This window comes from Streptomyces sp. NPDC005485, assembly GCF_040606085.1.
In the GTDB taxonomy this organism is placed as follows: Bacteria; Actinomycetota; Actinomycetes; order Streptomycetales; family Streptomycetaceae; genus Streptomyces.
In genome coordinates, this window is the sequence record NZ_JBEXDZ010000046.1 from 37,941 (window position 1) to 59,257 (window position 21,317).

Sequence of the window (21,317 nt, forward strand, 5' to 3'; positions counted from 1 at the left end):
GCCGGATCTCGTTCCGGTGAAGATCTCGCAGCCCTCTGAACAACGGCTGCCGTAGGCCCGTACTCCCTTGCAGATCATCAACGTCCGCGGAAGGAAACGTCGGCATGACCAGCGAATCGCTTCAGCCCGCCTCGGGACCGGCCCGCCGTACCGTCATCGCGGCGGCCGGAGCGGCGGGGATCGCCGTCGCGCTGAGCGCGTGCGGTTCGGAGGACGCCTCGTCCGACTCCGCGGGAGCCGCGGGCACGGTCCTCGCGAAGACCTCGGACATCCCGGAGGGCGGTGGCAAGATCTTCAAGGACCAGGGCGTGGTGGTCACGCAGCCCGCCGCCGGCACCTTCAAGGCGTTCTCGTCCAAGTGCACCCATCAGGGCTGCGCGGTGACGGGCATCACCAACGGCGTCATCACCTGCCCGTGCCACCACAGCGAGTTCTCCATCGCCGACGGCAGCGTGAAGAAGAGCCCGGCGACCCAGCCGCTCGCCGCCGCCGACATCACCGTGGACGGCGACTCGATCAAACTCGCCTGACCGAGCGGGAGTTCAAGCCCGCTGCGCAGCCCGGCGCGGCCGTCCGAAGCAGGCCAGCACGTCGTCGGTCGTGGTGATCGTGGCGACCAGGGCGAGCGTGTTGCGGATCATCGCGGGGGTGTAGTCGGAGGGCACCCCCGCGATGGCGTCCGCGGGAACGACGGCGGCGTAGCCGCGGTTCACGGCGTCGAACACCGTGTTGGGCACGGCCACGTTGGCCGAGACGCCGGTCACGACGAGGGTGCGGCAGCCAAGGTTGCGCAGCAGCGGATCGACGTCGGTGCCCGTGATCGGCGACAGCCCGTGCAGGCGCCGTACGACGAAGTCCTCCTCCGCGACCTCGACGGGTGCGGCGATGCGTACGGCGGTGGTCCCGGACAACTGCTGCACCGGCAGCCGTTCGGCCGCGCGGAACAGCCGGGCGTTGCGGTTGGCGCCCCGCCCGTCCGGGCGCCGCTCCGCGACGGCATGGATCACCTGCACCCCGCTTCTGTGCGCGGCGTCCACGAGCCGGGCGACGTTGGCGAGCATCCCCGACGCGCGTGCCTCCTTGGCGAGTTCGGGGAGCGCGCTGTCCGGGCCGACGACGCCCTGCTGGCACTCGACGGTGAGCAGCACTGTCGTCGCGGGGTCGAGGAGTTCACTGAGCTGTTCGTACGGCGGCATGGCTTCCCCCGGTCGCGGGCGGGCTGGGCGAGCTTGCGGAGCGGGCGAGAGTAGCCGCCATTGCGTGCGGACGGAAGACGCCCCATGCTGTTCTGACGAAGCGTCAGAGGATCTTCTCGGGTGCGCTGCCGGTGCAGCCGTTCAAGCGTGGCTCCCAACGAGCCCGGAAGGAACCGGAGAAGAGCCGCAGAAGAGGGGGACCGTATGGCCGTCACTCAGCGTCGGGGCCGCAGGATCATGATGACCCCGGGTGAACTGGACGAGTTCCTGACCAGCCAGCGCACCTGCCGCGTCGCGACCGTCTCGGCGGACGGCGCCCCGCACGCCAGCACCCTCTGGTTCGCCTGGGACGGCACCTCGCTGTGGCTGTACTCGATCACCCGTAGCAGGCGCTGGGCCGATCTGCGCCGCGATCCGCGCGTCGCCGTCGTCGTCGACACCGGCGAGGAGTACGGCGAACTGCGCGGCGCCGAGCTGTCCGGCAGCGTCGAGTTCATCGGCGAAGCCCCCCGCACGGGCGAGCCCTGCCCCGAACTCACCGCCGTGGAAGCGCTGTTCGCCCAGAAGAACTTCGGCCTCACCGAGATGCCGCACGACGGCCGCCACGCCTGGATGCGCCTGACCCCGAAATCCATCGCCTCCTGGGACTTCCGGAAGATGGCTTCGTCGTAGCACGGCGATCGATGGCGCAGGGTGAGGTGGGGCGGGTCGGGACGATACGGGGCTCGCCCTCGCGGGTCGGGACGATACGGGGCTCGCCCTCGCGGGCCGGGACGATACGCGGCTCGCCCTCGCGGGCCGCGCCTCAGGCGACGGCCTCTCCCGCCGTGCGCAGCGCCTGGACGGCCGCCCGGATCGACGGGCGGCGGTCGGCGTCCGCTCGCCACACGACGTAGACGTGCCGACGGACGCGCTGGCGCAGCGGCACGGTGACGACTCCGCCGGGCATCGGGTGGCGGCCGAGCAGCGGCGCGATGCACACACCGAGACCCGCGGCGACCAACGCCAGCTGGGTGTGCGTCTCGGCGGCGCGGTGCCCGATGCACGGCTCGACGCCCTTGGAGCGGAGCGTGAAGATGAGCCACTCGTGGCAGAACTCGCCCTCACCCCAGGTGATCCACTCGTCGTCCGCGAACTCCCCGAGGTCCACCTCGGCACGGTCCGCCAACCGGTGGCCGACCGACATCGCCACGTCCGCCGGGTCGTCGAGGATCGCTGCCTTCACCAGGCCGTCGGGCAGCGGCATCGGCTTGTTGTACCAGTCGAGCACGACCGCCAGGTCGAGGTCGCCCCGCACCACCCCGGCGACCCCGGCCTCCGGCTCCAGCTCGCTTGAGCGCACCCGCAGCGCGGGATGACCTGCGCGCAGTGCGGCGAGCGCGGCGGGGAGCAGCCCCCGTGCGGCCGTGGGGAACGCGGACAGGCGCAGTTCACCCACCACCTGCCCGCGCTGGGCCTCCAGGTCGGACTGCGCCAGCTCGACCTGGGACAGGATGCGTGCGGCATGCTCGGCGAGCAGCCGTCCGGCGTCGGTGAGGCGCACTCCCCTGCCGTTCTTGGCGAGAAGTTGCTGCCCCACCTCGCGCTCCAGCTTGGACATCTGCTGCGAGACGGCCGACGTCGTCACGTGCAGCCCCTCGGCCGCACCGCTCACGGAGCCGTGCCGGGCAAGGGCATCGAGGGTGCGCAGCCGCTCCAGGTTCAACATGTAAGCAATGCTACGAGATGTGGCGCGAGAAATCTCGCTTGTGCTACGAGATTCTTCTCCCCCATCGTGGGTTCCATGAGCACCGCCGCCGAGCACCGAGCCGCACGTGAACGCGACACCGACCCTGATATCGCCCCCGGCACCGAACCCGATACCGGATCGACCGCCGCCCCCGCGGCGGCCACGGACACAGCCACCGCCCGCGTCGCGCAGCCCGGCCCTCGCCGCCGCGCCCTGGACTGGCGGATCCGCTTCGGCGCCCTCTCGCTGATCTGGGGCTTCAGCTTCCTGCTCATCAAGGTCGGCACGGACGGCTTTGCCCCCTTCCAAGTCACCCTCGGCCGACTGTTGTTCGGGACCGCGGTGCTCGCGGCGGCGATGGCCGTGAAGCGGGAGCGGCTCCCGCGCGGCGCGCGCACCTGGGGGCACCTCGCGGTGGCGGCCTTCCTCCTCAACGCGCTGCCGTTCTCGCTCTTCGCCTACTCCGAGCTGACGATTCCGTCGACGCTCGCGGGCATCTGCAACGCGACCTCGCCGCTGTGGGGCATGGCCCTGTCGCTCGTCGCCCTCTCCGAGGACCGGCCCACCCGGCTCCGCGTCGCCGGCCTCGGCCTCGGTTTCCTGGGTGTCCTCACGGTCCTCGGCGCCTGGCAGGGCTTCAGCGGCCTGGACGCCACGGGCACGGCGATGGCCCTGCTGGCCTCGCTGAGCTATCCGATCGGCTGGATCTACGTCCGCCGCACCCTGGCCGATTCCGGCCACTCCCACCTGTCGATGACCGGCGCACAACTGCTCCTGGCGACCGTCCAACTGGCCTTTGTGACACCGCTGTTCACCACGTTGCCGAGCCATCTCCCGCTCGTCCCGCTGCTGGCCACAGCGGCCCTGGGCGCCCTCGGCACAGGGCTCGCCGTGCTTGTGCAGTACGGCCTGGTCGCCGAGGTCGGCCCTACGACGGCCCAGATGGTCACGTACTTCATCCCGGTCATCGCCGCCGCCGCGGGCGTCGCGATCCTCGGCGAGTCGCTGGCCTGGTCGACGCCGGTCGGCGCGGTGATCGTGCTGGCGGGCGCCGCGCTCACGCAGATCAGGGCGCGGCGGTGACTCACACGTAACGCCGGCCGGGCGCCGGGGCGACGGCGGAGGCGACCGCGTCCGCCACCCGCGCGATGTCCTCCGGCGCCAGGGCGGAGACGGTGATCCGGATACCGGGCGGCGCGTTCATCCGGAACCGGGCGCCGGGCGCGACAGCCCACCCGGCGTGCAGCAGCCGGGCGACCGCCCCGGTCTCGTCCGGCACGGGAATCCACACGTTCATCCCACTGCGCCCGTACGCCTCGACACCGCGCTCGGCGAGGGCGTCGATGAGCCCGGCGCGGCGCCGCCCGTACGAGGCGGCCACCGCCGGTACGTCCACGGCACGGTCGGCCCACAGCCGTACGACGGCCCGTTGCACCAGCCGGCTCACCCAGCCGGCGCCCACCTGCTGCCGGCCCCTCACCCGGTCGACGGTGACGCTGTCCCCGGTGAGGACGGCGAGCCGCAGGTCGGGGCCGTAGGCCTTGGCGGCCGAGCGGACCAGGGCCCAGTGCCGCGTCGTACCGGCGAGCGGGTGCAGCGGCAGGTCGACGATGTGGTGTCCGTGGTCGTCCTCGATGAGCAGCGTCTGCGGGTGCTGTCCGAGCACCGCACGCAGGGCACGTGCGCGTGCGGCGCTCACCGCGGCGCCCGTCGGGTTCTGCGCGCGGTCCGTGACGATCAGGGCGCGCGCCCCGTTCTCCAGGGCGCGCCGGACGTCGTCGGGGATCGGCCCTTCGTCGTCGACGCCCACGGCGGCCGTGCGCAGTCCGAGCGCCGGCACCAGGTCGAGCAGGCCTCCCCAGCCGGGGTCCTCGACGGCGACCGTGTCCCCGGGTTTGAGGTGGGCGGCGAGAACGCGCTCCAGGGCGTCGAGCGAGCCGGACGTGACGACGACGGGTCCGTCCGGGACACCGTCCGCGTCGAGATCGGCGCGCGCCAGCCGCGCCAACTCCGGTTCGACGGCGGCCTCTCCGTAGAGCACGGGGTCGCGGTCCGAGAGGGCGGCGGCCGCGGCGAACGCCCCGGCGAGGGCGGGCAGCAGGGCGCGGTCGGGGTTGCCGTCGGCGAGGTTGCGCACCCCGGGCGGCACCTCGACGCGGATGTACTCCCGCCCGGTCGTCGCGGGCTTCGACCGCACACGGCTGCCCCGGCGGCCCGCCGTCTCGATGACTCCGCGTTCGCGCAGCGTGCGGTAGGCGGCGGCGACGGTATTCGGATTCACCCCGAGTTCGAGCGCCAACTCCCGCATCGGTGGCAGCGGTTGACCGGGCCGCAGCTCTCCCGACCCCACCGCGCGCTCCACGCTCGCGGCAATCTCTGCTGCGCGCCTGCCTTCGATCCGATACTCTCCTAGCACAAACAGGATTATGCACTAGTGCAATGGAGAGCGCAATGACGGTGACGAGCCCCCAGCCCGGGACGCCCCAGCCCGCCGCCTACACCCCGACCGACCGCACCGTCCCCACGCGCTCCCGCGAGCGCGCCGCCTACGACCACGAGATGGTGCACTCGATACTCGACGAGGGCTACGTCTGCCATCTCGGCTTCGTCCGCGACGGCGCCCCGGTCGTGCTCCCCACCCTCTACGGCCGGGTCGGCGACCGCCTCTACCTGCACGGTTCGACGGGCTCGCGCCCGCTGCGGATGACCGGCCAGGCCGACCCGGGACTCGCGGTCTGCGTCACCGTCACGCACGTGGACGGCTTGGTCCTGGCCCGGTCGGCCTTCCACCACTCGATCAACTACCGCTCCGTGGTGGTGCACGGCATCGCCCGCCAGGTGACGGACCCGGACGAGAAGCGGGAAGCCCTGGACGCGCTGGTCGACCACGTCGTCCCCGGCCGCTCCCTCGACTCGCGGCCCGCCGACGCCAAGGAACTCGCCGCCACCGCCGTGATCCGCCTCGACCTGGAAGAGGTCTCCGCGAAGATCCGCACCGGCGGCCCCAACGACGAGCCCGAGGACCTGGACCTCCCGTACTGGACCGGCGTCCTCCCGCTGGCCAAGGGATACGGCACACCGATCCCCGCCGCCGACCTGGCCCCCGGCATCGAACTCCCCGACTACCTCACGACTCTGTGATGCTGATCCACCCCTGGGACGCGCCCCACGACGCACACGAGTGGCAACAGTGGCTCGCCGCCCACGACTTCGGGCAACTTGCCGTCAACGGCCTGCCCGGCGAGCCCCCGCACGTCCAGCCCCTGCACTTCGTGTACGAGGCCGGAGACGGCCCGCACGGCCGCGTGATCACCCACCTCGCGCGCCCCAACCCGCTGTGGCCCGCCCTGGAGGCGAACCCGGTCGTACTGCTGAGCGTGGTGGACGACTACGTCTATGTACCCGGCCCCTGGCAGGCCGCCCCGGACACCCCGCCGGAGCACGGAACGCCCACGAGCTTCTACGCGGCCGTCCAACTCCGCTGCACCGCCCACCTCGTGGACGATCCGGCGGAGAAGGCCGACCTGCTCAACCGCCAGGTCGGCCACTTCCAGCCGGAGGGCGGCTCCGCACGCGTCGCGGTCGGTGAGGCACCGTACGGGCGCATGCTCTCCGGCATCCGCGGCCTGCGCCTCGAAGTGACCGACGTACGGGCGAAGTTCAAGTTCGGCGGCAAGCGGACGGAAGAGGTGCAGGACCGGATCGCGGCCGCGCTCACCACGCGGAGCGGTCCTGGTGACGCGACAGCGCGGGAACACCTGGTGCGCAGGCGGGGCGCCGGGGCGTAGGGCGCGGGGCCTTCTCGGGCCCGCACCCTCGCCCTCGGTTCAGGAGAGCGCGACCTCCTGGGGCGCAGCCTCCGCGCGGGCGGCTTGCTCGGGCGCGGCCTCCTCGGCGGCTGTTTCCTCAGAAGCCGCTTCCTCGGAGGCCGCCTGCGCGGCGGGCGCGCTTCGTGCCTCCGCCGCCGCGAGTCCCGCGACCGATCCCAGCATCAGCAGGGTGCCCACGAGGGTCGCCGCGGTCAGCCGCTCGCCGAGCAGCCCCACGGCCAGTACGGCGGCGCTGACCGGCTCCAGCAGCATGATCACGGAGACGGTCGCGGAGCGGACCACGGCGGCGCCCGCGAAGTACAGGGCGTAGGCCAGGGCCGTGGGAACGGCAGCGATGTACGCCAACAGGCCCAGGACATGGGCAGGTTGGGCGGTGTGCGGGACGAGCCCCTCGGTCAGGCCGAGCGGCAGCAGACAGACCGTGGTCACGGCGAACGCCCACACCGTCGTGCCGGACGCGTCGGCGGAGCCGTCCCGTCCCCACCAGCGCGTGAGCAGGGTCATCACCGAGTACCCGGCGGCGGACACGACGGCGAGCGCGAGGCCCCAGGGCCGTACCGCCGCTCCCCCGCTGCCGAGCACCAGCACCACAAGCCCGGCCAGCGCCCCGGCGACGGCGGCGATCCCGCCGCGGCCGAGCCGCTCTCCCATGGTGAGCCGCGCCCCCAGCGCGATGAGGACGGGACCGGCGCCGAGCGTGACGACGGTCGCCACGGCCAGCCCGGTCGACTCGACGGCGGCGAAGTACGCCGTCTGGAAGACGGCGAGGGCGATTCCGGTGACCGTGACCCGCAGCACCTTGCGGCCCAGCGGCTCACGGACGACAGGCCGCCCCCGGCGGCGCAGCAGGTGCACGGCGAGCAGCAGGACGAGCCCGCCCGCGCAGCGCCAGAAGGACAGGGCGACGGGTCCCAGGTCGCTGGTCCGGTAGACCAGCGACGCGGCCGCGCCCGCGGTGCCCCAGGCGGCACCGGCGACGGTCAGATAGAGGAGGCCTCGCCCGACGGGCAGGCCGGAAGCAGCGCCGGAGACGGCGCTGGATGCAGCATTCGACACGTGTTCTCTCCGCAGGATGCAGAAGTTCGGGAAAGGACCACGTCGCAGCCGGTGCGCGGGGCACGGGCGTACGGAAAGGTCCTCGGACTTCTTCTGCGGGCAGCACCGTTCCGCCCGGCTCTCAAGCCGGGCAAAGGTTCCGGAGGGCCCGCCTCAGGCGGCCGGAGGCGGAAGAACGAGTGCGTCCGAATGCATGATCAGCAGCCTAGGCGGCGCCGGTGGGGGAGGACAACTCACTTTCGGCGCCCTCGGCACCCGCACGGTCCGCTCCCCTGGCCACCGGCCCGTCCGAGGGCTGCACGGGCGCCGACGACTGCGCGATGAACGCACCGGCCAGCACCACCGCCCCGCCGACGATCTGCGGTGCCGAGAGGTGTTCGCCGAGCAGCACCCAGGCGAGCACGGTCGCGATGACCGCTTCGAGACAGGCCACGACGCCCGCGACCTGCGGCGAGAGCCTGCGTACGGAGAGCACCCCGGTGCCGTACGCGGCGACGGTCGCGATCAGCACGATCCAGCTCAGCAGCAGGCCGGCGGCGACGGACGTGCCGTTCATCTCGGCGCTGCCCCCGAGCACGGACCAGTCCATGGTCCAGGGCCGTGCGACGGCAGTCAGCAGGAGTGTGCCGACGATCAGGCCGTACGCGATGACGCCCAGCGGGTCCGGTGCCTCCTGCCCGGGCTTGCCGCCCGGGTCGGACAGAACGAAGTAGCCGACCTGGCAGCAGGCCGCGCCGAGCGCGAGCAGCAGTCCGACGACGTCGAAGCTCAGCCCCGACCACACCTCGACGACACAGGCGAGTCCGGCCACCGCGAGGACGACGCCGAGTGCCGCGGCGCGCGTCACGGGCCTGCGCTGCACGAACCGCACCCAGCCGAGCACGAGCGCGGGGGCGAAGTACTCGACGAGCAGCGCGACCCCGACGGGGATCCGGGAGATCGAGGCGAAGTAGCAGGCCTGGACGCCGGCCACACCGAGCAGTCCGAACCCGGCGAGCAGCGCCGGGCGCCGCCGTACGAGTGCCCGATGGCGCACGGCCAGCGGCAGCATCACCAGCGCGGCGCCGGCGACACGCAGCCACACCACGTGGAGCGGGTCGAGGCCCGCTTCGATCAGCGGCTTCGCCGCGACACCCGATCCGCCGAAGGCGATCGCCGACACGACGGCGAGCCCCAGCCCGACGCCCTTGCCGCGGTTGCCCCGACTGCCCTGAAACGTATGCACCGGCACATGATGACAGGCGATGACATGACCGTCACCCCCAATGGCACCTGTCTCAACGCATGGACTTCGACGGATCGCCGAAGGGACCGTCGGCGCAACGGCCTGGAGACTGCGGGTGAAGCCATGGGCAGGACGGGCGCGAAGCGACGACGGGCTGTCAGCAGGCGGCTTCGCCGTCCGCGATCCGCTCCTCGAAGGGGACGCCGCTCTCGATGCGCAGCAGCAGCGCCGCGGCGTCCACGCCCGCGCGCCCGAGGACCTCGACGGCGCGCGATCGGCCGTCCGCCACGACGGCGGCGAGCAGGTCGAGACCGCAGGCCCGCTCCTCCCCGCGCCGCCCGGCTCGGGCGCACGCGTCCCCCATCGCTCCGGCGGCCGCCGGGGACCAGCCCGCCACCTCGGCCACCACCGGCACGGCGCCGGAGTCCTCGACGGAGCCCTGCCAGCGCAGCCCGTAGCCGATGCTGCGCTGGACCAGGTAGCCGAGCAGTCGGGCGATCTGCGGCCCGCTGTCGAAGGCGGCGCGCACCTCGGGGTCGGACTCCAGCAGCGAATGCAGCAGATGGGCGGTGTCGATCTGCCGGTCCCCGTCCCTCAGCGCCCTCCTGCGCGCCCCGGCGACCACCGAGGCCAGCTCGGCGGTGAGTCCGGCGGCGAGCTCGGCATCGAGTTCCGCGCGGTGGGAGCCGCTGTCGGCGGCCGACTGCTGGGGGGTACGGGGGTGCACAACCTCCACCCCATCAACGTCCACGCACCCGGTCATCCCCGACGGGGAGCATTTCCGCGTCCCACACAGGTTGGGCAAGAGGGGCCGCCCCTCCTCCTTACGGATGACATCGCGCCGTTCTCCGTCTCGGGGCGCGCGCCGCCTTGCGTCGCGCCCCGCACGCAACCGTGGCACTCCGGTGTTCGTCAAATCCTGTATGGAGAGCAGGTGTTGGATGGTCGCCCTGCCTGCGGTCGACGGCAGGCACTACGTGTATCGGGTGTACGCACCCGAGGACGCGCTCCTCGCCGACCTGTTCTGGGACGCGTGGCACTGCCACGACGAAGGGCCCTTCCCGCGCGCCTGGGACGTGTTCGACGCGGCGGAGATACGACAGGTGGGCTGAGCACCCTGCCGCGCCCAGGGCCGGGGCCACCTCCACAATTTCTGACGGTTCATCAGTATTGAATGTTCCAGACCCTCCGGCTACGTTCCGCGACACCGTAGCTGCGCCGGGCGCAGCGCCCGACACGAAGAGGTGGTCGCATGGCCGAAGTCAGCGCGGAGGCACGCATCGAGGCCCCTGCCGAGAAGATCTGGGCGCAGCTCACGGACTTCTCCTCGTACGGAGAGTGGAACTCGACGCACACCAGCTTCCCGAAGGGTGGCCCCACGACGCTCGAAGTCGGTGGCACCTTCGAGGAGAACATGAAGCTCATGGGCTTTCCGGCCGAGGTGAACTGGACCATCGAGGAGCTGGAAACCGCCCGGACCCTCGCCATCCGCGGCAAGGGCCCGATGGCGGTGGTCGTCGCCACGCGCTACACACTCGTCCCGGACGGCGACGCCACCACGGTGCGCATCGACGGGGAGTTCACCGGCGCCGCCGTCTCCCTGATGGCGGGCAAGCTGAAGGACTCGGCGACGGCCGCCCTGAACGAGTCACTGCGGAAGCTGGGCGGACTGGTGGCCTGAACCCCGAGCGGGAGCCGGGCCGGGTAGAGGGAAAGGCGCCCCGCGGAAACACTTCCACGGGGCGCCGGCGCGTACCACAGCACGGCCTCAGTCCTCGTCGGCGAGGATCAGGTACAGCTTCTTGCGGGCTTCGTTGATGACCGTCAGCGCCTTGGCGCGCTGATCCTTGCTGCCGGTCTTCCAGACCTGACCGAAGGCCTCCATGAGACCGAAGCCGGCCTGCCGGATCTCGGTCAGCGCCTCCCAGTCGACCCCGCGCCCGGCCTCTTCCCACGGCGCGTCGGCGCCCTCGTCGGCTGCCGCGCGGCCGGACTCGGTGAGCGAGAACAGCTTCTTGCCGCCCTCGCTCTCACTGGTGATGAGGCCCTCGTCCTCCAGCAGCTGAAGGGTGGGGTACACCGAACCCGGGCTGGGCTTCCACGCCCCGCCGCTGCGCTCGGCGATCTCCTGGATCATCTCGTAGCCGTGCATGGGCCGGTCCTTGAGCAGGGCCAGGATCGACGCGCGTACGTCGCCGCGCCTCGCCCTCCCCCGCGGTCCGCCCCTGCCGCCACGCCCGCCCCAGGGGCCCGGGCCGAAGCCACCGGGACCACCGAAGCCGGGGCCACCGGGACCACCCGGCCCGAAGGGCCCGAAGGCCCCACGCCGCCCCTCGAAGCCGCCCCGACCCCGATGGCCGGGTCCGCCGTGGTGCCCGTGTCCGTGCTCGTATCCGAATTCCTGTCCGGAACGCATCGCAATCACTCCATTCCATCGTTGATCGGTCGCGATGCGTCAACGATATATCGGAATAGTTCGTCTGGCAACCCGTCGCCGGTGGACATGTCCTGTCTCGCCCGGCTGAGGGGGCAGCGGACAGAAGCCGGACACAGTCCTTGCCATGCCGCCCTGGCGCTGGAAATCCGATGGCTCTCGACCGTCGAATCCGCCAAGGTGCCGGAGTGAGCACTGAAGTGAGTCCCCGGAATCGCAGGACGTCGCAGCGGCCCTCGCACCAGGTGATCCGGTCCGAAGCCGCGTTCCGAGTCGGACCAGTGGAAGAGCGTGCGAGCGATGACCATGCACGATGACCAAGTGGACGTGACCGCCGAGACCGTTGCGGCTTTGGTCCGGGAACAGTTCCCTCAGTGGAGCGGCAAGGCGATCCGACTCCTGCCCTCGACCGGGACGGTCAACGCCATCTTCCGCATCGGGAACGACCTCTCGGCGCGTTTCCCCCTGCGTCCGGCCGATGCCGCCGAGGCGCTGGCGTCTCTGAAACAGGAAGCGCAGGCGAGCGCGGAGCTGGCGCAGGTGTCCCGGTTCCCCGTCCCGGAACCCGTCGCCCTGGGAAATCCCGGAGCGGGTTACCCCATGCCCTGGTCGGTCCAGACATGGCTGCCGGGAACGGTCGCCTCGGATGCCGACCCGAGTGGGTCGGACACTTTTGCCGAGGATCTCGCGGCGTTCATCGCAGACCTGCGGGAGGCCGAGACGCAGGGGCGGCTCTTCGACGGCGAAGGTCGTGGCGGAGTTCTCGCTCACCACGACGATTGGATGGCGAAGTGCTTCGAAGAGAGCAAGGGGCTGCTTGACGTGCCCCGGCTGCGCCAGGTCTGGAGCCACCTTCGGGAGTTGCCACGCACGGGTGCCGACGTGATGAGCCATCGTGACCTGATCCCCGGCAATGTACTGGTCGCGGGAGACCGGCTCAGCGGCGTACTCGACACCGGCGGCTTCGGCCCGGCCGACCGCGCGCTGGATCTGGTCAGTGCCTGGCACCTTTTGCAGCCAGGTCCGCGGGCAGTGCTCCGGCAGGCACTGGACTGCGACGATCTGGAGTGGGAGCGCGGCAAGGCATGGGCGTTCGAACAGGCGATGGGTCTTGTCTGGTACTACGTCGAGAGCAATCCGACGATGAGCAGAATGGGGCGCCGGACACTCGACCGCATTCTGGAGTCGATGGAGTGATGTCGCCCCGGTGATGGGCCGTGCTGAAAGACGATCGCTTGCCGCCCCCACCGACAGCAGCACAGAGTAAATGTCCGCCGGGCAGCGGACCACACCGTCGATACAGGTCAGAAGTGGGAGTGGCGTGGCGGCGATATCGCTGAAGGCCCTGGAGGACGTGCCCTGGGACCGGCTCGAGTCGGCGCTGCCTCAGCACCCGGTGACGGGAGTGCCCCGCGCGCTGCGGCGGCTCGCGCTGGCGGGCGGCGCCGCGACGGACGAGGACTGCGGCCCGCTCTTCTCCTGCCTCGCCGCGGGGAACGGCCGGGTGACCTCGGCGGCGACCGCCGCGCTGCCGTTCGTCCTGGCGCTCGCCGCCGATCCGGGCATGGCGGTGCGGGTCACGCTCGTGGACCTGCTGCACTGCATGGTCCGCACGGCGGCAACGGCCGAACCGCACCTGGTGGACAAGGGGTGGGCCACCGCCTGGGAACACCACCGGCCCGCCATCCTGGCACTGCTCGCGGACCCGGACCCCGAGGTACGGCGGTCGGCCCTGTCCCTCGCGGGCGATGCGGCCCCGCTGCTGGAGCGCCGGCGGGCCGAGACCGATCCGACGTTGCGCGTATCAGTGCTGCTCGCGCTGGGCGAGGCCGCTGCCGCCGGCGGGGCAGGCGATGTCGAGGAGACGCGGGCGGTGCTGGCCGACCTGATGCGGGAGGGCGAACCCGTCATGAAGGTCGCGGCCGTGCACGCCTGGGCGAGCCTCGCCCCGGAGGTACCGGTCCAGCACGCCGACCTCCTGCTGGAGACCCTCTCCGACCCCTCCCTGCGGCCGAGGTTCGAGGAGGTCTGGTACGTGCCGGGCGTCGACGATCCCTTCAACCGCGACGACGTCGCCCGCTGGACGGCCGGCCTGTTCGACCACACCCCCGATACGGCCATCTCGTTCCTGGTCCGCCTGGCCGGACGAGCCCACCGGCCCGAGGACACGGGGCTGCGCCGGACCGTGCTGGACGAGGCATGGCGGCTGCTGGTCGTCCGGCCGTCCGCGGCGCCCGCGCTGCTGACGGTCGCGGGTGACCTCCTCACCGACCCGGACGACGAGGTACGCCTCAAGGCTGCGAACCTCCTCGCGGTGCTCGGCCCCCGGGCGGCCGCGTACGCCGACGGGCTCGCCGAGCTGGTCGACGACCCGGGCGAGTACCTGATGACAGAGGGCAGCGTGGGCGACTTCGCACGCTGGGCGCTGGCCCGGATCGGCGACCCGCGCGCCCTCCCGGGGCTCGTCGAGCGGCTCTACGAGCCCTACCGGGAGCAGTACTCGCGCAGCTACTGCGCGGGCGACCCCCGGCTTCCCGACATCGACGACATCCTGGTTCCGCTGCGGGCGCACGCCGACGTCCTGCTGCTGGCACTGCGCAACGTGATGCGGCACCACGACGCGCACCACGGCGCCCCCGGGCCGCTGACGGGCGCCTTCCTCCGAGTTCTGGAGGCATGGGGGCCCGCGTCGCTGCCCGCGCTGCCGGAGGTGATGTCCCTGTTGAACGAGCCGCGCGACTCATGGCTGGTCGCCGACGTCGTGGCAGCGATGGGACCGGCGGCCGCATCCGCCGCGCCCGCCCTGCGCAACTGCACCACCCCCGACCGGCCGGAACTCCGCACGAAGTTGGCATGGACCGTCTGGCGGATCGGTGAGGACGACGGCGGATCGGCCCTGCGGTCGGTCGGCGACGCGGTGCTGCACGCCCAGGACCCGAACCACGGACCGCTCCACCTGCTGGCCGACTTCGGCCCCGCGGCAGCGCCGTACGGCGACCGGGTGCGGCACATCATGGAGCACACCGTGGGCGGGCGCAGACTGCAGGCGGCGATCACGCTGTGGTCGATCACCGGTGAACCGCAGCCGAGCCTGGCGGTCCTGGAGGAGTTCGTCCTGCCGGCGGCCGACGGCGGCGACGACTACACAAGCTTCGGCGAGGCACTTCGGGCCTTGCCACGGATCGGCACGGCCACCCCGGCACTGCGTGCCGCCCTGCGGACGGTCCAGAGGCTCGACCATCGCCTGACGCCGTACCGCGACTACCGCGCCTTCCTCGACGACGAGAGTCTCAGGGGCACGATCGCGGAGGTCCTCGCGATGCCGGCGTGACCGCGTGGAGAGGTCTCCACGAGTCGGCGTTCGGTGCGGGAGACCGTCGAAACGGTCCAGATCCCCGGAATTGGCCTTGTCCCGCGGCCCTCCGCGACGGCTAACGTCGCCCCATGCGGATACGAATCGTCGACGCCTTCACCGATCGCCCCTTCTCCGGCAACCCCGCCGGTGTCCTGCTGCTCGATGCCTTCCCGGGCGACGCCTGGATGCAGAACGTGGCCCGCGAGGTCAACCACGCCGAGACGGCGTTCGCCCACCGACTGCCCGAGGGCGGCGAGGCGGACTGGGCGCTGCGCTGGTTCACGCCCGCCACCGAGGTCGCGATGTGCGGTCACGCGACGCTGGCGACCGCGCACGTCCTGCACACCACGGGCGCGCACAAGGGACCCGTACGGTTCGCCACCCGCAGCGGCGTCCTCGTCGCGACGCCCGACGAGGACGGCACTTTCACGCTGGACTTCCCGACCGCACCGCTCACGCCGGTCGACATCCCGGACGGCGTCGCGCAGGCGCTGGGCGCCGAGCCCCTCACGGCGTTCGACACCGGTCCGAACGTCGGCGACCTGCTGGTCGAACTCGCCGACGAGAAGACGGTCCTCGGCCTCACCCCCGACCACAAGGCCCTCATGCGGCACTCCGAGCGCGGCATCATCGCGACCGCCCGCGCCGAAGACCCCACCGGGGGCCACGACTTCGTCTCCCGCTGCTTCTTCCCGAACGTCGGCATCGACGAGGACCCGGTCACCGGCAGCGCCCACACCGCGCTCGCGCCCTTCTGGTCCGAGCGCCTCGCCCGCCCGCGCCTCACCGGTCTGCAGGCCTCCCCGCGCTCCGGCCTCGTCCGCACGGCACTGCACGGCGACCGCACCCACCTCACGGGCAACGCGGTCACCACCATCGAGGGCGAACTGCTGGTCTGACGGCACGGCGGGGACGTACGAGAATCCCGTACGCCCCCGCCCGCACCGCGACCGCGGCGCTCAAGCCGTCGGCAGCCACCCCACCTTGCCCGCCAGCAGCGCGTATCCCACGAACGCCCCGATGTCGAGCAGCGAGTGCGCCACCACCAGGGGGCCGACCCGCCCCCAGCGCCGGTACAGGTAGACGAAGACCACGCCCATCACCATGTTGCCGACGAATCCGCCGATGCCCTGGTAGAGGTGGTACGACCCGCGCAGCACGGCGCTCGCGACGAGTGCCGTGCCCGGCGTCCAGCCCAACTGGCCGAGGCGGCGCAGCAGATAGCCGACGACGATGACCTCTTCGAGGACCGCGTTCTGAATCGCGGAGAGGATCAGCACCGGGTGCTTCCACCACACGTCGGGCAGCGCCTCCGGCACCACCGTGAGGTTGAAACCGAGGCCCCGGGCCGCCAGATAGAACGCGATGCCCGTGCTGCCGATCACCGCCGCGATCGCGGCCCCGCGGCCGAGGTCCGGCCACGGGCGCGTGCGGTCGAAACCGATCACACGCAGCCCCTCGCCCTCGCGCAGCAGGAGGTGCGCGACGAGCGCGACCGGCACCAGCGAGGACGCGATACCGAAGAGCTGCCAAGCCAGATCCAGCCAGGGACGGCCCGGCGCGGCCGAGCCGACGAGCGTGGCCGCCTGGTGCTTCAGACCCCCCGGTTTGGTGACCGACCCGACAAAGCTGATCAGCGCGGACACTCCGCTCGCACCGAGCGAAAGCCCCAGAACGAGCAGCGTCTCGTCCCGGAGTATCCGTCGCGTCAGCCCCTCCTTCGGAAAAGATTCGGCCACCGACCCCGCCTCCACCTGCACTCCCGCCTCCAGTTGAGTAATCCCGCCTCATCCCCATCTTCGCCCCGCTAGGGTCTCGAAAGAAGTTACGAAGATCGTGCGCGACAGGCCGTCGGGGGGACGGACGCCGTACGGGGCGTACCTCCCCTTTTCCTGCCTTACGGCTGTTTCACGGCTCAAGGCTCAACAGGGAGGGCACCACCGTCATGGGACGTCACAGCTTGCCCGACGCGTACGGAGCGGGCGCCGCCGACCCCCGACCCCGCGTGCGCCGCCGCAATGTGGCCCTCGCGACGGTGCTCGTGCTCGCAGTCGCCGCGGGCACGGCAGGCGCGGTCCGCGGCGGGCTGTTCTCGTTCGGCTCCTCCTGCCGGGACGACGCGGTGCGCGTCGACGTCGCCGCGTCGCCGGACATGGCTCCCGCTTTGCGTGCCACGGCGGCGTACGCCCGCGCCCACAACATCACCTCCGACGGCCGGTGTCTGGACATCGGCGTCACCGCACGCACGTCGTACGAGGTCGCGGACTCCCTGGCATCGGGCGGGAAGTCCGACGTCCAGGCGTGGGTGCCGGACTCCGACCTGTGGGTGCAGCGTGTCGCCGCGGACAGCAGGTCGACGCAGGTGACTCCGGCGGGCAGCGTGGCGTCCTCTCCCTTGGGCGTGGCCATGGTCCCGGCGGCCGCCGAGTCGCTGGGGTGGCCCGAGAAGACGTACAGCTGGACCGAGTTGACCGGTGCGGCGATGGCGGACGACAAACTGCGGCTCGGCGCCGCCGACCCCTCGCGCAGCGCCACCGGCCTGCTCGCCCTCACTCAGCTGAGCGCCGCCGCGGCGACCAAAAGTGGCGACACCCGCGCGGCGGCCCTCGCGAAGGCGCTCTCGCAGCGCACGTCCGACAGCGACAGCCGGCTCCTGGACACCCTGCCCCGAGACTCCTCCGGCGCCGAGCAGGGCAACCCGAAGCGCAACCGGGCCGTGATCCTCTCGGAGCAGGCGGCGTTCACGCACAACGCCCCGGCCCACGGCGACGGCGGCCTCGACCTCTTCTATCCCAAGGACGGCTCGCCCCGGCTGGACTACCCCTTCGCCCTGGTCGACGAACCGCAGCTGACCACCGACGTGAGCCGCGCCGCCCTCCGGTTCATGACACTGCTGAGCGAACCGGCGGGCCGGCGGATCCTGGAGAAGCACGGCTTCCGCACGGATGACGAGACCGTCCCCGACGCGTTGGTCACCAGGGCGGGCGGCCGCGCCCCTCAGCCGTACGACGAGATCGCGCCCGAACCGGCCCCGGCCAAGGCGGTGCAGGAGGCCCTCGGCATGTGGACGATCACGGTGCAGAGCGCACGGATCACCACCGTCGTCGACGCCTCCTTGTCGATGGCGGAGCCGGTGCCGGGCACCGGCAAGTCACGGATGGACGTCACCAAGGCGTCCCTGCTCCAGGCCCTCGCGACCTTCACCCCGCAGGACGAGATCGGGCTGTGGAAGTTCTCCACGCGTCTCGACGGCGAGCGCGACTACCGCGTCCTCGTGCCGACCCAGCCCCTGGGCGACCGCAAGGACAAGGGCACCCAGCGGGACAGGCTGTCGGCGGCCTTCAGCGCTCTCACACCCGTCCCGAACGGCGCGACGGGCCTCTACGACACCACGCTCGCCGCGTACAAAGCGGCCCTCTCCTCCTACGCGAAGGGGAAGTTCAACGCGCTGGTGATCCTGACGGACGGCGTCAACCAGGACCCGGGAAGCATCTCGCGCTCCCGACTCGTCGCCGAGCTGCAGAAGCTCACCGATCCGGAGCGGCCGGTGCCGCTGATCGCGATCGCGGTGGGCCCGGACGCCGACAAGGACGAGGTCGAGGAGATCGCGAAGGCGACCGGGGGCTCCGGCCAGCAGGTCAGCGATCCCGCGCAGATCCACTCGGTGATCCTGAAGGCCATCGTCGAGGCGGGCAGCCAGAGCTGAGTCTCACGCCAGGGACACCGGCTCCGGCAGCCCGACCGGCCAGCTGTGCACGGGTTCCCCGAGGTGCATCAGTTCGCAGTAGCGCCTGGTGGTGGCCGCCAGCGCCGCATCCCGCCCGAGGCCACGCTCCAGGGCCTCGTGGAAGGTGGCCGCCTGCCAGGTCGCCCCGTTGGTGCGCAGCCGGCACCGGGCCTCGATGACCCCCAGCAGGAAGTCGCGGTCGGCCGGCTCGATCCCCCAGGCGTCCAGCCCCGCCGCTGCGAGCGGCAGCAGCTCGTCGCGGACCAGAGCCACCGCCTCCACCCGCGTCGTGCCGCCGTAGCGTCCGTGTCGCGGCCACTCCAGTGTTGCGTCGATGCCGTGCCGGCAGGCCGCGTCGAAGTTGGCGGCTGCGGACGCGAACGGCAGCCGCGTCCACACCGGGCGCGACTCCTCGGCGAGCGCGCGGACGAGCCCGTAGTAGAAGGCCGCGTTGGCGACCACATCGGTCACGGTGGGGCCCGCGGGCAGCACACGGTTCTCGACGCGCAGGTGCGGGACGCCCTCGGCGATGCCGTACACGGGCCGGTTCCAGCGGTACACCGTGCCGTTGTGCAGCACCAGTTCGGCGAGCGTCGGGACGCCGCCGGCGTCGAGCACGCCGAGCGGATCCTCCTCCTGGCAGATGGGCAGCAGCGCCGGGAAGAAGCGCAGGTTCTCCTCGAAGAGGTCGTACGCCGAGGAGATCCACCGCTCCCCGAACCAGGTTCGCGGCCGCACCCCTTGGGCCACGAGTTCGGGCGGCCGGGTGTCGGTGGACTGCTGGAACAGCGGGGGCCGCGACTCGCGCCACAGCTCGTGGCCGAACAGGAAGGGCGAGTTGGCGCCGATCGCGACCTGCGCGGCGGCGACGGCCTGCGCGGCGTTCCACACGTCCGGGAACCTGGCGGGGGTGACCTGGAGGTGCAACTGCACGGAGGTGCAGGCGGCTTCCGGCGCGATGGACCTCGAGGTGCAGACCAGCCGCTCCACGCCGTCGATGTCGAGAGCGAAGTCCTCGCCGCGGGCGGCCACGATCTGGTCGTTGAGCAGCGTGTAGCGGTCGACGTCGGAAAGGTTCGAGGAGACCAGGTCCTCCTGCCCGAGCGTCGGCAGAATCCCGATCATCACGATTCCGGCGTCGACCTCTCCTGCTTTCCGATGCGCATAGGCGAGGGAGGTACGCAGTTCCTCCGTGAGCCGGTCGAATACCCGCCCACCCAGTCGGTGTGGAGCTATGTTGACTTCCAGATTGAACATGGCGAGTTCTGTTTGGAAATCGCGGCTCGCAATCCTTTCGAGTACTTGCGCATTCATCATTCTCGGCATGCCGTCGGGGCCCGCGAGATTCAGCTCGATCTCCAGACCCATGAGATTCTTCGGGCGGTCGAACCTCTTCTCCTCCAGCAACCTCGCCAGCCCCGCCAGACACTGCTGGAGCTTGGCGCGGTACCGCTGGCGATCGGACAGGTCGAACGGCCCTGCCACGACCTTCTCCCCCATCGAAGTGTCCTTCCTCGGATGGGCGGGCCGGCGTTCCGGCTCCCGGCGTACAGGGTCACGTGGGATGATGCCCAGGCAGGGCGATCAATAACGCCCCGGACGGGACCGTCGCCCGCTAGGCTGGAACCGACCGTCCGGGGGCACATTCACCAGGCATGAGGCAATGTGCAGTTTCACTCCCTCACGATCTCGTGAAAAACGCCGACGAGAATCAGCCGACCGCTTCCGCGAAATATTCCGAGGTCACCGTGTCGCACCGGCGTGGAATCGGGATGAACTTCTCGTTTCCATGGCCGATTTACGCCTTGCTCTTCATATTCCGTGCGACTAGATGAAACACCGTCTGAACACGTGTCGTATAAACTCCGCGAACGAGGCAGAGAGTAGGCACTCGTGGTCCCGGATCCTGATGTCGAAGTGCGCGCGGCAGGCAGCACCTCGTCGGCAGGGTACGGATCCCCGCCCCTCTGACCCCGAGAGCTGACAGCGCCGTCCGCCCCCGCCCTCGCGCCACTGTGCCTGTCGAAATGAGAGGCGACCCATCATGCCGCTGCACGTACCCCCGGCTCCCGCGCCCGCCCTGCGCACCGTCCTCACGGCCCTCGGTTCCCCCACCGCTGTCCGTGAGGCGCGCACTCCGTCCCTGCGCAAGGCCCAGGGACCCGCCACCCCCGAACTCCCGTTGCCCCTGCACGTCCTCGACCGGATCACCCCAACGGGCGCGTCCACGACCCGGCTTGCCGGGTGGCGCTTCCTGATCCGCTGCGGCGACCGTGCCGTGGCCGCAGCGGAGACCATGCTGACCCCGGACGGCTGGGCCTTCTCGCACTTCTTCGAAGGCCCCTACGTCACCGCCACCGAACGCGCCCTGCGCCAGGCCGAGAACATGAAACAGCCCTACCAGGCGCGTCTGCTGTCCGTGCCCGAGCTGTACATGCTCACCCTGTGGCTGCACGGCGACTGCACCGCCGACGGCGCCGCCGGCCATCCGGCCGCCACCGATCTCCTCGTGCCGCTGGCCCCGGCCCCGCCCGGCATCGCCGCGCACCGCCCGCACCGCGTCGCCGAGCTGCTCCCGGTCCTCACCCTCCGCCTCGCCCCCGCGCCACTTCTCAGCTCGCCGGCCTGAGCTCTCCCGCGCCGCCTCTCCTCCCGTGCCCCGCTGCCGGTGACGGCGGCGGTGGCGAGCAGGATCGCGTTGGCATGGGCCAGGTCAACCGTGTCGACTCGGCGAAGCTCGCCGTGGAGCGGGCCGGCGCCGAGCG

21 protein-coding genes are annotated in these 21,317 nt (G+C 71.6%); 12 read left to right on the forward strand and 9 right to left on the reverse strand.

The annotated features are described in order from the left end of the window. The first annotated feature begins 104 nt into the window (after positions 1–104). Entirely contained in the window at positions 105–530 is a 426-nt protein-coding gene (locus ABZS97_RS17815; protein ID WP_356138779.1) for a Rieske (2Fe-2S) protein, read from the forward strand. A 12-nt stretch (positions 531–542) separates the two neighbouring features. Here the strand turns inward: ABZS97_RS17815 and ABZS97_RS17820 are convergent, their stop codons facing one another. After that, entirely contained in the window at positions 543–1,196 is a 654-nt protein-coding gene (locus tag ABZS97_RS17820) for a cysteine hydrolase (RefSeq protein WP_356138782.1), read from the reverse strand. A gap of 204 nt (positions 1,197–1,400) precedes the next feature. Between ABZS97_RS17820 and ABZS97_RS17825 the strand changes: the two genes are divergently transcribed. Next, on the forward strand, positions 1,401–1,868 hold the full coding sequence (locus ABZS97_RS17825; protein WP_356138784.1) for a pyridoxamine 5'-phosphate oxidase family protein: 468 nt from the start codon (positions 1,401–1,403) through the stop codon (positions 1,866–1,868). A gap of 133 nt (positions 1,869–2,001) precedes the next feature. Here ABZS97_RS17825 and ABZS97_RS17830 read toward each other — a convergent pair whose 3' ends face one another. Then, positions 2,002–2,904, reverse strand: coding sequence for a LysR family transcriptional regulator (locus tag ABZS97_RS17830; protein ID WP_356138786.1), 903 nt, complete (start codon positions 2,902–2,904; stop codon positions 2,002–2,004). A gap of 75 nt (positions 2,905–2,979) precedes the next feature. Here ABZS97_RS17830 and ABZS97_RS17835 point away from each other — a divergent pair, with 75 nt between their 5' ends. Next, complete coding sequence (locus ABZS97_RS17835) at positions 2,980–4,008, forward strand: DMT family transporter (protein ID WP_356138788.1); 1,029 nt, start codon at positions 2,980–2,982, stop codon at positions 4,006–4,008. A 1-nt stretch (position 4,009) separates the two neighbouring features. On the opposite strand, the gene ABZS97_RS17840 is transcribed toward ABZS97_RS17835, so the two are convergent. Beyond that, a complete protein-coding gene (locus ABZS97_RS17840; RefSeq protein WP_356138790.1) occupies positions 4,010–5,341 on the reverse strand; it encodes an aminotransferase class I/II-fold pyridoxal phosphate-dependent enzyme in 1,332 nt (443 codons plus the stop codon). 35 nt (positions 5,342–5,376) lie between these two features. Between ABZS97_RS17840 and ABZS97_RS17845 the strand changes: the two genes are divergently transcribed. Next, a complete protein-coding gene (locus tag ABZS97_RS17845; protein ID WP_356138792.1) occupies positions 5,377–6,066 on the forward strand; it encodes a pyridoxamine 5'-phosphate oxidase family protein in 690 nt (229 codons plus the stop codon). Further along, the gene (locus ABZS97_RS17850) at positions 6,066–6,713 is read left to right on the forward strand and encodes an FMN-binding negative transcriptional regulator (protein ID WP_356138794.1); all 648 of its coding nucleotides are present in this window, start codon (positions 6,066–6,068) and stop codon (positions 6,711–6,713) included. The genes ABZS97_RS17845 and ABZS97_RS17850 overlap by 1 nt, the downstream gene beginning before the upstream one ends. Positions 6,714–6,752: 39 nt before the next feature. Here ABZS97_RS17850 and ABZS97_RS17855 read toward each other — a convergent pair whose 3' ends face one another. The 3 genes from ABZS97_RS17855 to ABZS97_RS17865 form a co-directional block, all read right to left on the reverse strand. After that, positions 6,753–7,811 carry an EamA family transporter gene (locus ABZS97_RS17855; protein ID WP_356138796.1) on the reverse strand — a complete coding sequence of 353 codons (1,059 nt, stop codon included), beginning with the start codon at positions 7,809–7,811 and terminating at the stop codon, positions 6,753–6,755. A gap of 205 nt (positions 7,812–8,016) precedes the next feature. Next, entirely contained in the window at positions 8,017–9,042 is a 1,026-nt protein-coding gene (locus tag ABZS97_RS17860; RefSeq protein ID WP_356138798.1) for an EamA family transporter, read from the reverse strand. A gap of 151 nt (positions 9,043–9,193) precedes the next feature. Continuing rightward, the gene (locus ABZS97_RS17865; RefSeq protein ID WP_356138800.1) at positions 9,194–9,763 is read right to left on the reverse strand and encodes a Clp protease N-terminal domain-containing protein; all 570 of its coding nucleotides are present in this window, start codon (positions 9,761–9,763) and stop codon (positions 9,194–9,196) included. Positions 9,764–9,959: 196 nt separating this feature from the next. Between ABZS97_RS17865 and ABZS97_RS17870 the strand changes: the two genes are divergently transcribed. Together ABZS97_RS17870 and ABZS97_RS17875 are read left to right on the forward strand one after the other, a co-directional pair. After that, on the forward strand, positions 9,960–10,148 hold the full coding sequence (locus tag ABZS97_RS17870; RefSeq protein WP_356138802.1) for a hypothetical protein: 189 nt from the start codon (positions 9,960–9,962) through the stop codon (positions 10,146–10,148). A 140-nt stretch (positions 10,149–10,288) separates the two neighbouring features. Then, on the forward strand, positions 10,289–10,717 hold the full coding sequence (locus ABZS97_RS17875) for an SRPBCC family protein (protein WP_356138804.1): 429 nt from the start codon (positions 10,289–10,291) through the stop codon (positions 10,715–10,717). Positions 10,718–10,804: 87 nt separating this feature from the next. Here the strand turns inward: ABZS97_RS17875 and ABZS97_RS17880 are convergent, their stop codons facing one another. Continuing rightward, a complete protein-coding gene (locus tag ABZS97_RS17880; protein ID WP_356138806.1) occupies positions 10,805–11,452 on the reverse strand; it encodes a PadR family transcriptional regulator in 648 nt (215 codons plus the stop codon). Positions 11,453–11,770: 318 nt separating this feature from the next. Here ABZS97_RS17880 and ABZS97_RS17885 point away from each other — a divergent pair, with 318 nt between their 5' ends. The 3 genes from ABZS97_RS17885 (at position 11,771) to ABZS97_RS17895 (ending at position 15,724) form a co-directional block, all read left to right on the forward strand. Next, on the forward strand, positions 11,771–12,667 hold the full coding sequence (locus tag ABZS97_RS17885) for an aminoglycoside phosphotransferase family protein (protein ID WP_356138808.1): 897 nt from the start codon (positions 11,771–11,773) through the stop codon (positions 12,665–12,667). Positions 12,668–12,791: 124 nt separating this feature from the next. After that, on the forward strand, positions 12,792–14,801 hold the full coding sequence (locus ABZS97_RS17890) for a hypothetical protein (protein ID WP_356138810.1): 2,010 nt from the start codon (positions 12,792–12,794) through the stop codon (positions 14,799–14,801). A 113-nt stretch (positions 14,802–14,914) separates the two neighbouring features. Further along, a complete protein-coding gene (locus tag ABZS97_RS17895) occupies positions 14,915–15,724 on the forward strand; it encodes a PhzF family phenazine biosynthesis protein (RefSeq protein WP_356138812.1) in 810 nt (269 codons plus the stop codon). 60 nt (positions 15,725–15,784) lie between these two features. Here ABZS97_RS17895 and ABZS97_RS17900 read toward each other — a convergent pair whose 3' ends face one another. Next, the gene (locus ABZS97_RS17900) at positions 15,785–16,585 is read right to left on the reverse strand and encodes a type II CAAX endopeptidase family protein (RefSeq protein WP_356138814.1); all 801 of its coding nucleotides are present in this window, start codon (positions 16,583–16,585) and stop codon (positions 15,785–15,787) included. 185 nt (positions 16,586–16,770) lie between these two features. On the opposite strand from ABZS97_RS17900, the gene ABZS97_RS17905 reads away from it, so the two are divergent. Continuing rightward, entirely contained in the window at positions 16,771–18,531 is a 1,761-nt protein-coding gene (locus ABZS97_RS17905; protein WP_356138817.1) for a substrate-binding and VWA domain-containing protein, read from the forward strand. Positions 18,532–18,534: 3 nt separating this feature from the next. On the opposite strand, the gene ABZS97_RS17910 is transcribed toward ABZS97_RS17905, so the two are convergent. Then, the gene (locus tag ABZS97_RS17910; protein ID WP_356138820.1) at positions 18,535–20,052 is read right to left on the reverse strand and encodes a glutamate--cysteine ligase; all 1,518 of its coding nucleotides are present in this window, start codon (positions 20,050–20,052) and stop codon (positions 18,535–18,537) included. Positions 20,053–20,596: 544 nt separating this feature from the next. Here ABZS97_RS17910 and ABZS97_RS17915 point away from each other — a divergent pair. Beyond that, positions 20,597–21,181, forward strand: a complete 585-nt coding sequence (locus ABZS97_RS17915; RefSeq protein ID WP_356138824.1) for a hypothetical protein — start codon at positions 20,597–20,599, stop codon at positions 21,179–21,181. The last annotated feature ends 136 nt before the right edge of the window (positions 21,182–21,317 follow it).

Coding starts and splice junctions, on each gene's coding strand:
- ABZS97_RS17820 (WP_356138782.1), bottom strand. CDS start 1,196: ATGCCGCCGTACGAACAGCTCAGTGAACTCCTCGACCCCGCGACGACA.
- ABZS97_RS17910 (WP_356138820.1), bottom strand. CDS start 20,052: ATGGGGGAGAAGGTCGTGGCAGGGCCGTTCGACCTGTCCGATCGCCAG.
- ABZS97_RS17825 (WP_356138784.1), top strand. CDS start 1,401: ATGGCCGTCACTCAGCGTCGGGGCCGCAGGATCATGATGACCCCGGGT.
- ABZS97_RS17875 (WP_356138804.1), top strand. CDS start 10,289: ATGGCCGAAGTCAGCGCGGAGGCACGCATCGAGGCCCCTGCCGAGAAG.
- ABZS97_RS17915 (WP_356138824.1), top strand. CDS start 20,597: ATGCCGCTGCACGTACCCCCGGCTCCCGCGCCCGCCCTGCGCACCGTC.
- ABZS97_RS17850 (WP_356138794.1), top strand. CDS start 6,066: ATGCTGATCCACCCCTGGGACGCGCCCCACGACGCACACGAGTGGCAA.
- ABZS97_RS17905 (WP_356138817.1), top strand. CDS start 16,771: ATGGGACGTCACAGCTTGCCCGACGCGTACGGAGCGGGCGCCGCCGAC.
- ABZS97_RS17815 (WP_356138779.1), top strand. CDS start 105: ATGACCAGCGAATCGCTTCAGCCCGCCTCGGGACCGGCCCGCCGTACC.
- ABZS97_RS17880 (WP_356138806.1), bottom strand. CDS start 11,452: ATGCGTTCCGGACAGGAATTCGGATACGAGCACGGACACGGGCACCAC.
- ABZS97_RS17885 (WP_356138808.1), top strand. CDS start 11,771: ATGACCATGCACGATGACCAAGTGGACGTGACCGCCGAGACCGTTGCG.
- ABZS97_RS17845 (WP_356138792.1), top strand. CDS start 5,377: ATGACGGTGACGAGCCCCCAGCCCGGGACGCCCCAGCCCGCCGCCTAC.
- ABZS97_RS17830 (WP_356138786.1), bottom strand. CDS start 2,904: ATGTTGAACCTGGAGCGGCTGCGCACCCTCGATGCCCTTGCCCGGCAC.
- ABZS97_RS17835 (WP_356138788.1), top strand. CDS start 2,980: ATGAGCACCGCCGCCGAGCACCGAGCCGCACGTGAACGCGACACCGAC.
- ABZS97_RS17870 (WP_356138802.1), top strand. CDS start 9,960: ATGGAGAGCAGGTGTTGGATGGTCGCCCTGCCTGCGGTCGACGGCAGG.
- ABZS97_RS17895 (WP_356138812.1), top strand. CDS start 14,915: ATGCGGATACGAATCGTCGACGCCTTCACCGATCGCCCCTTCTCCGGC.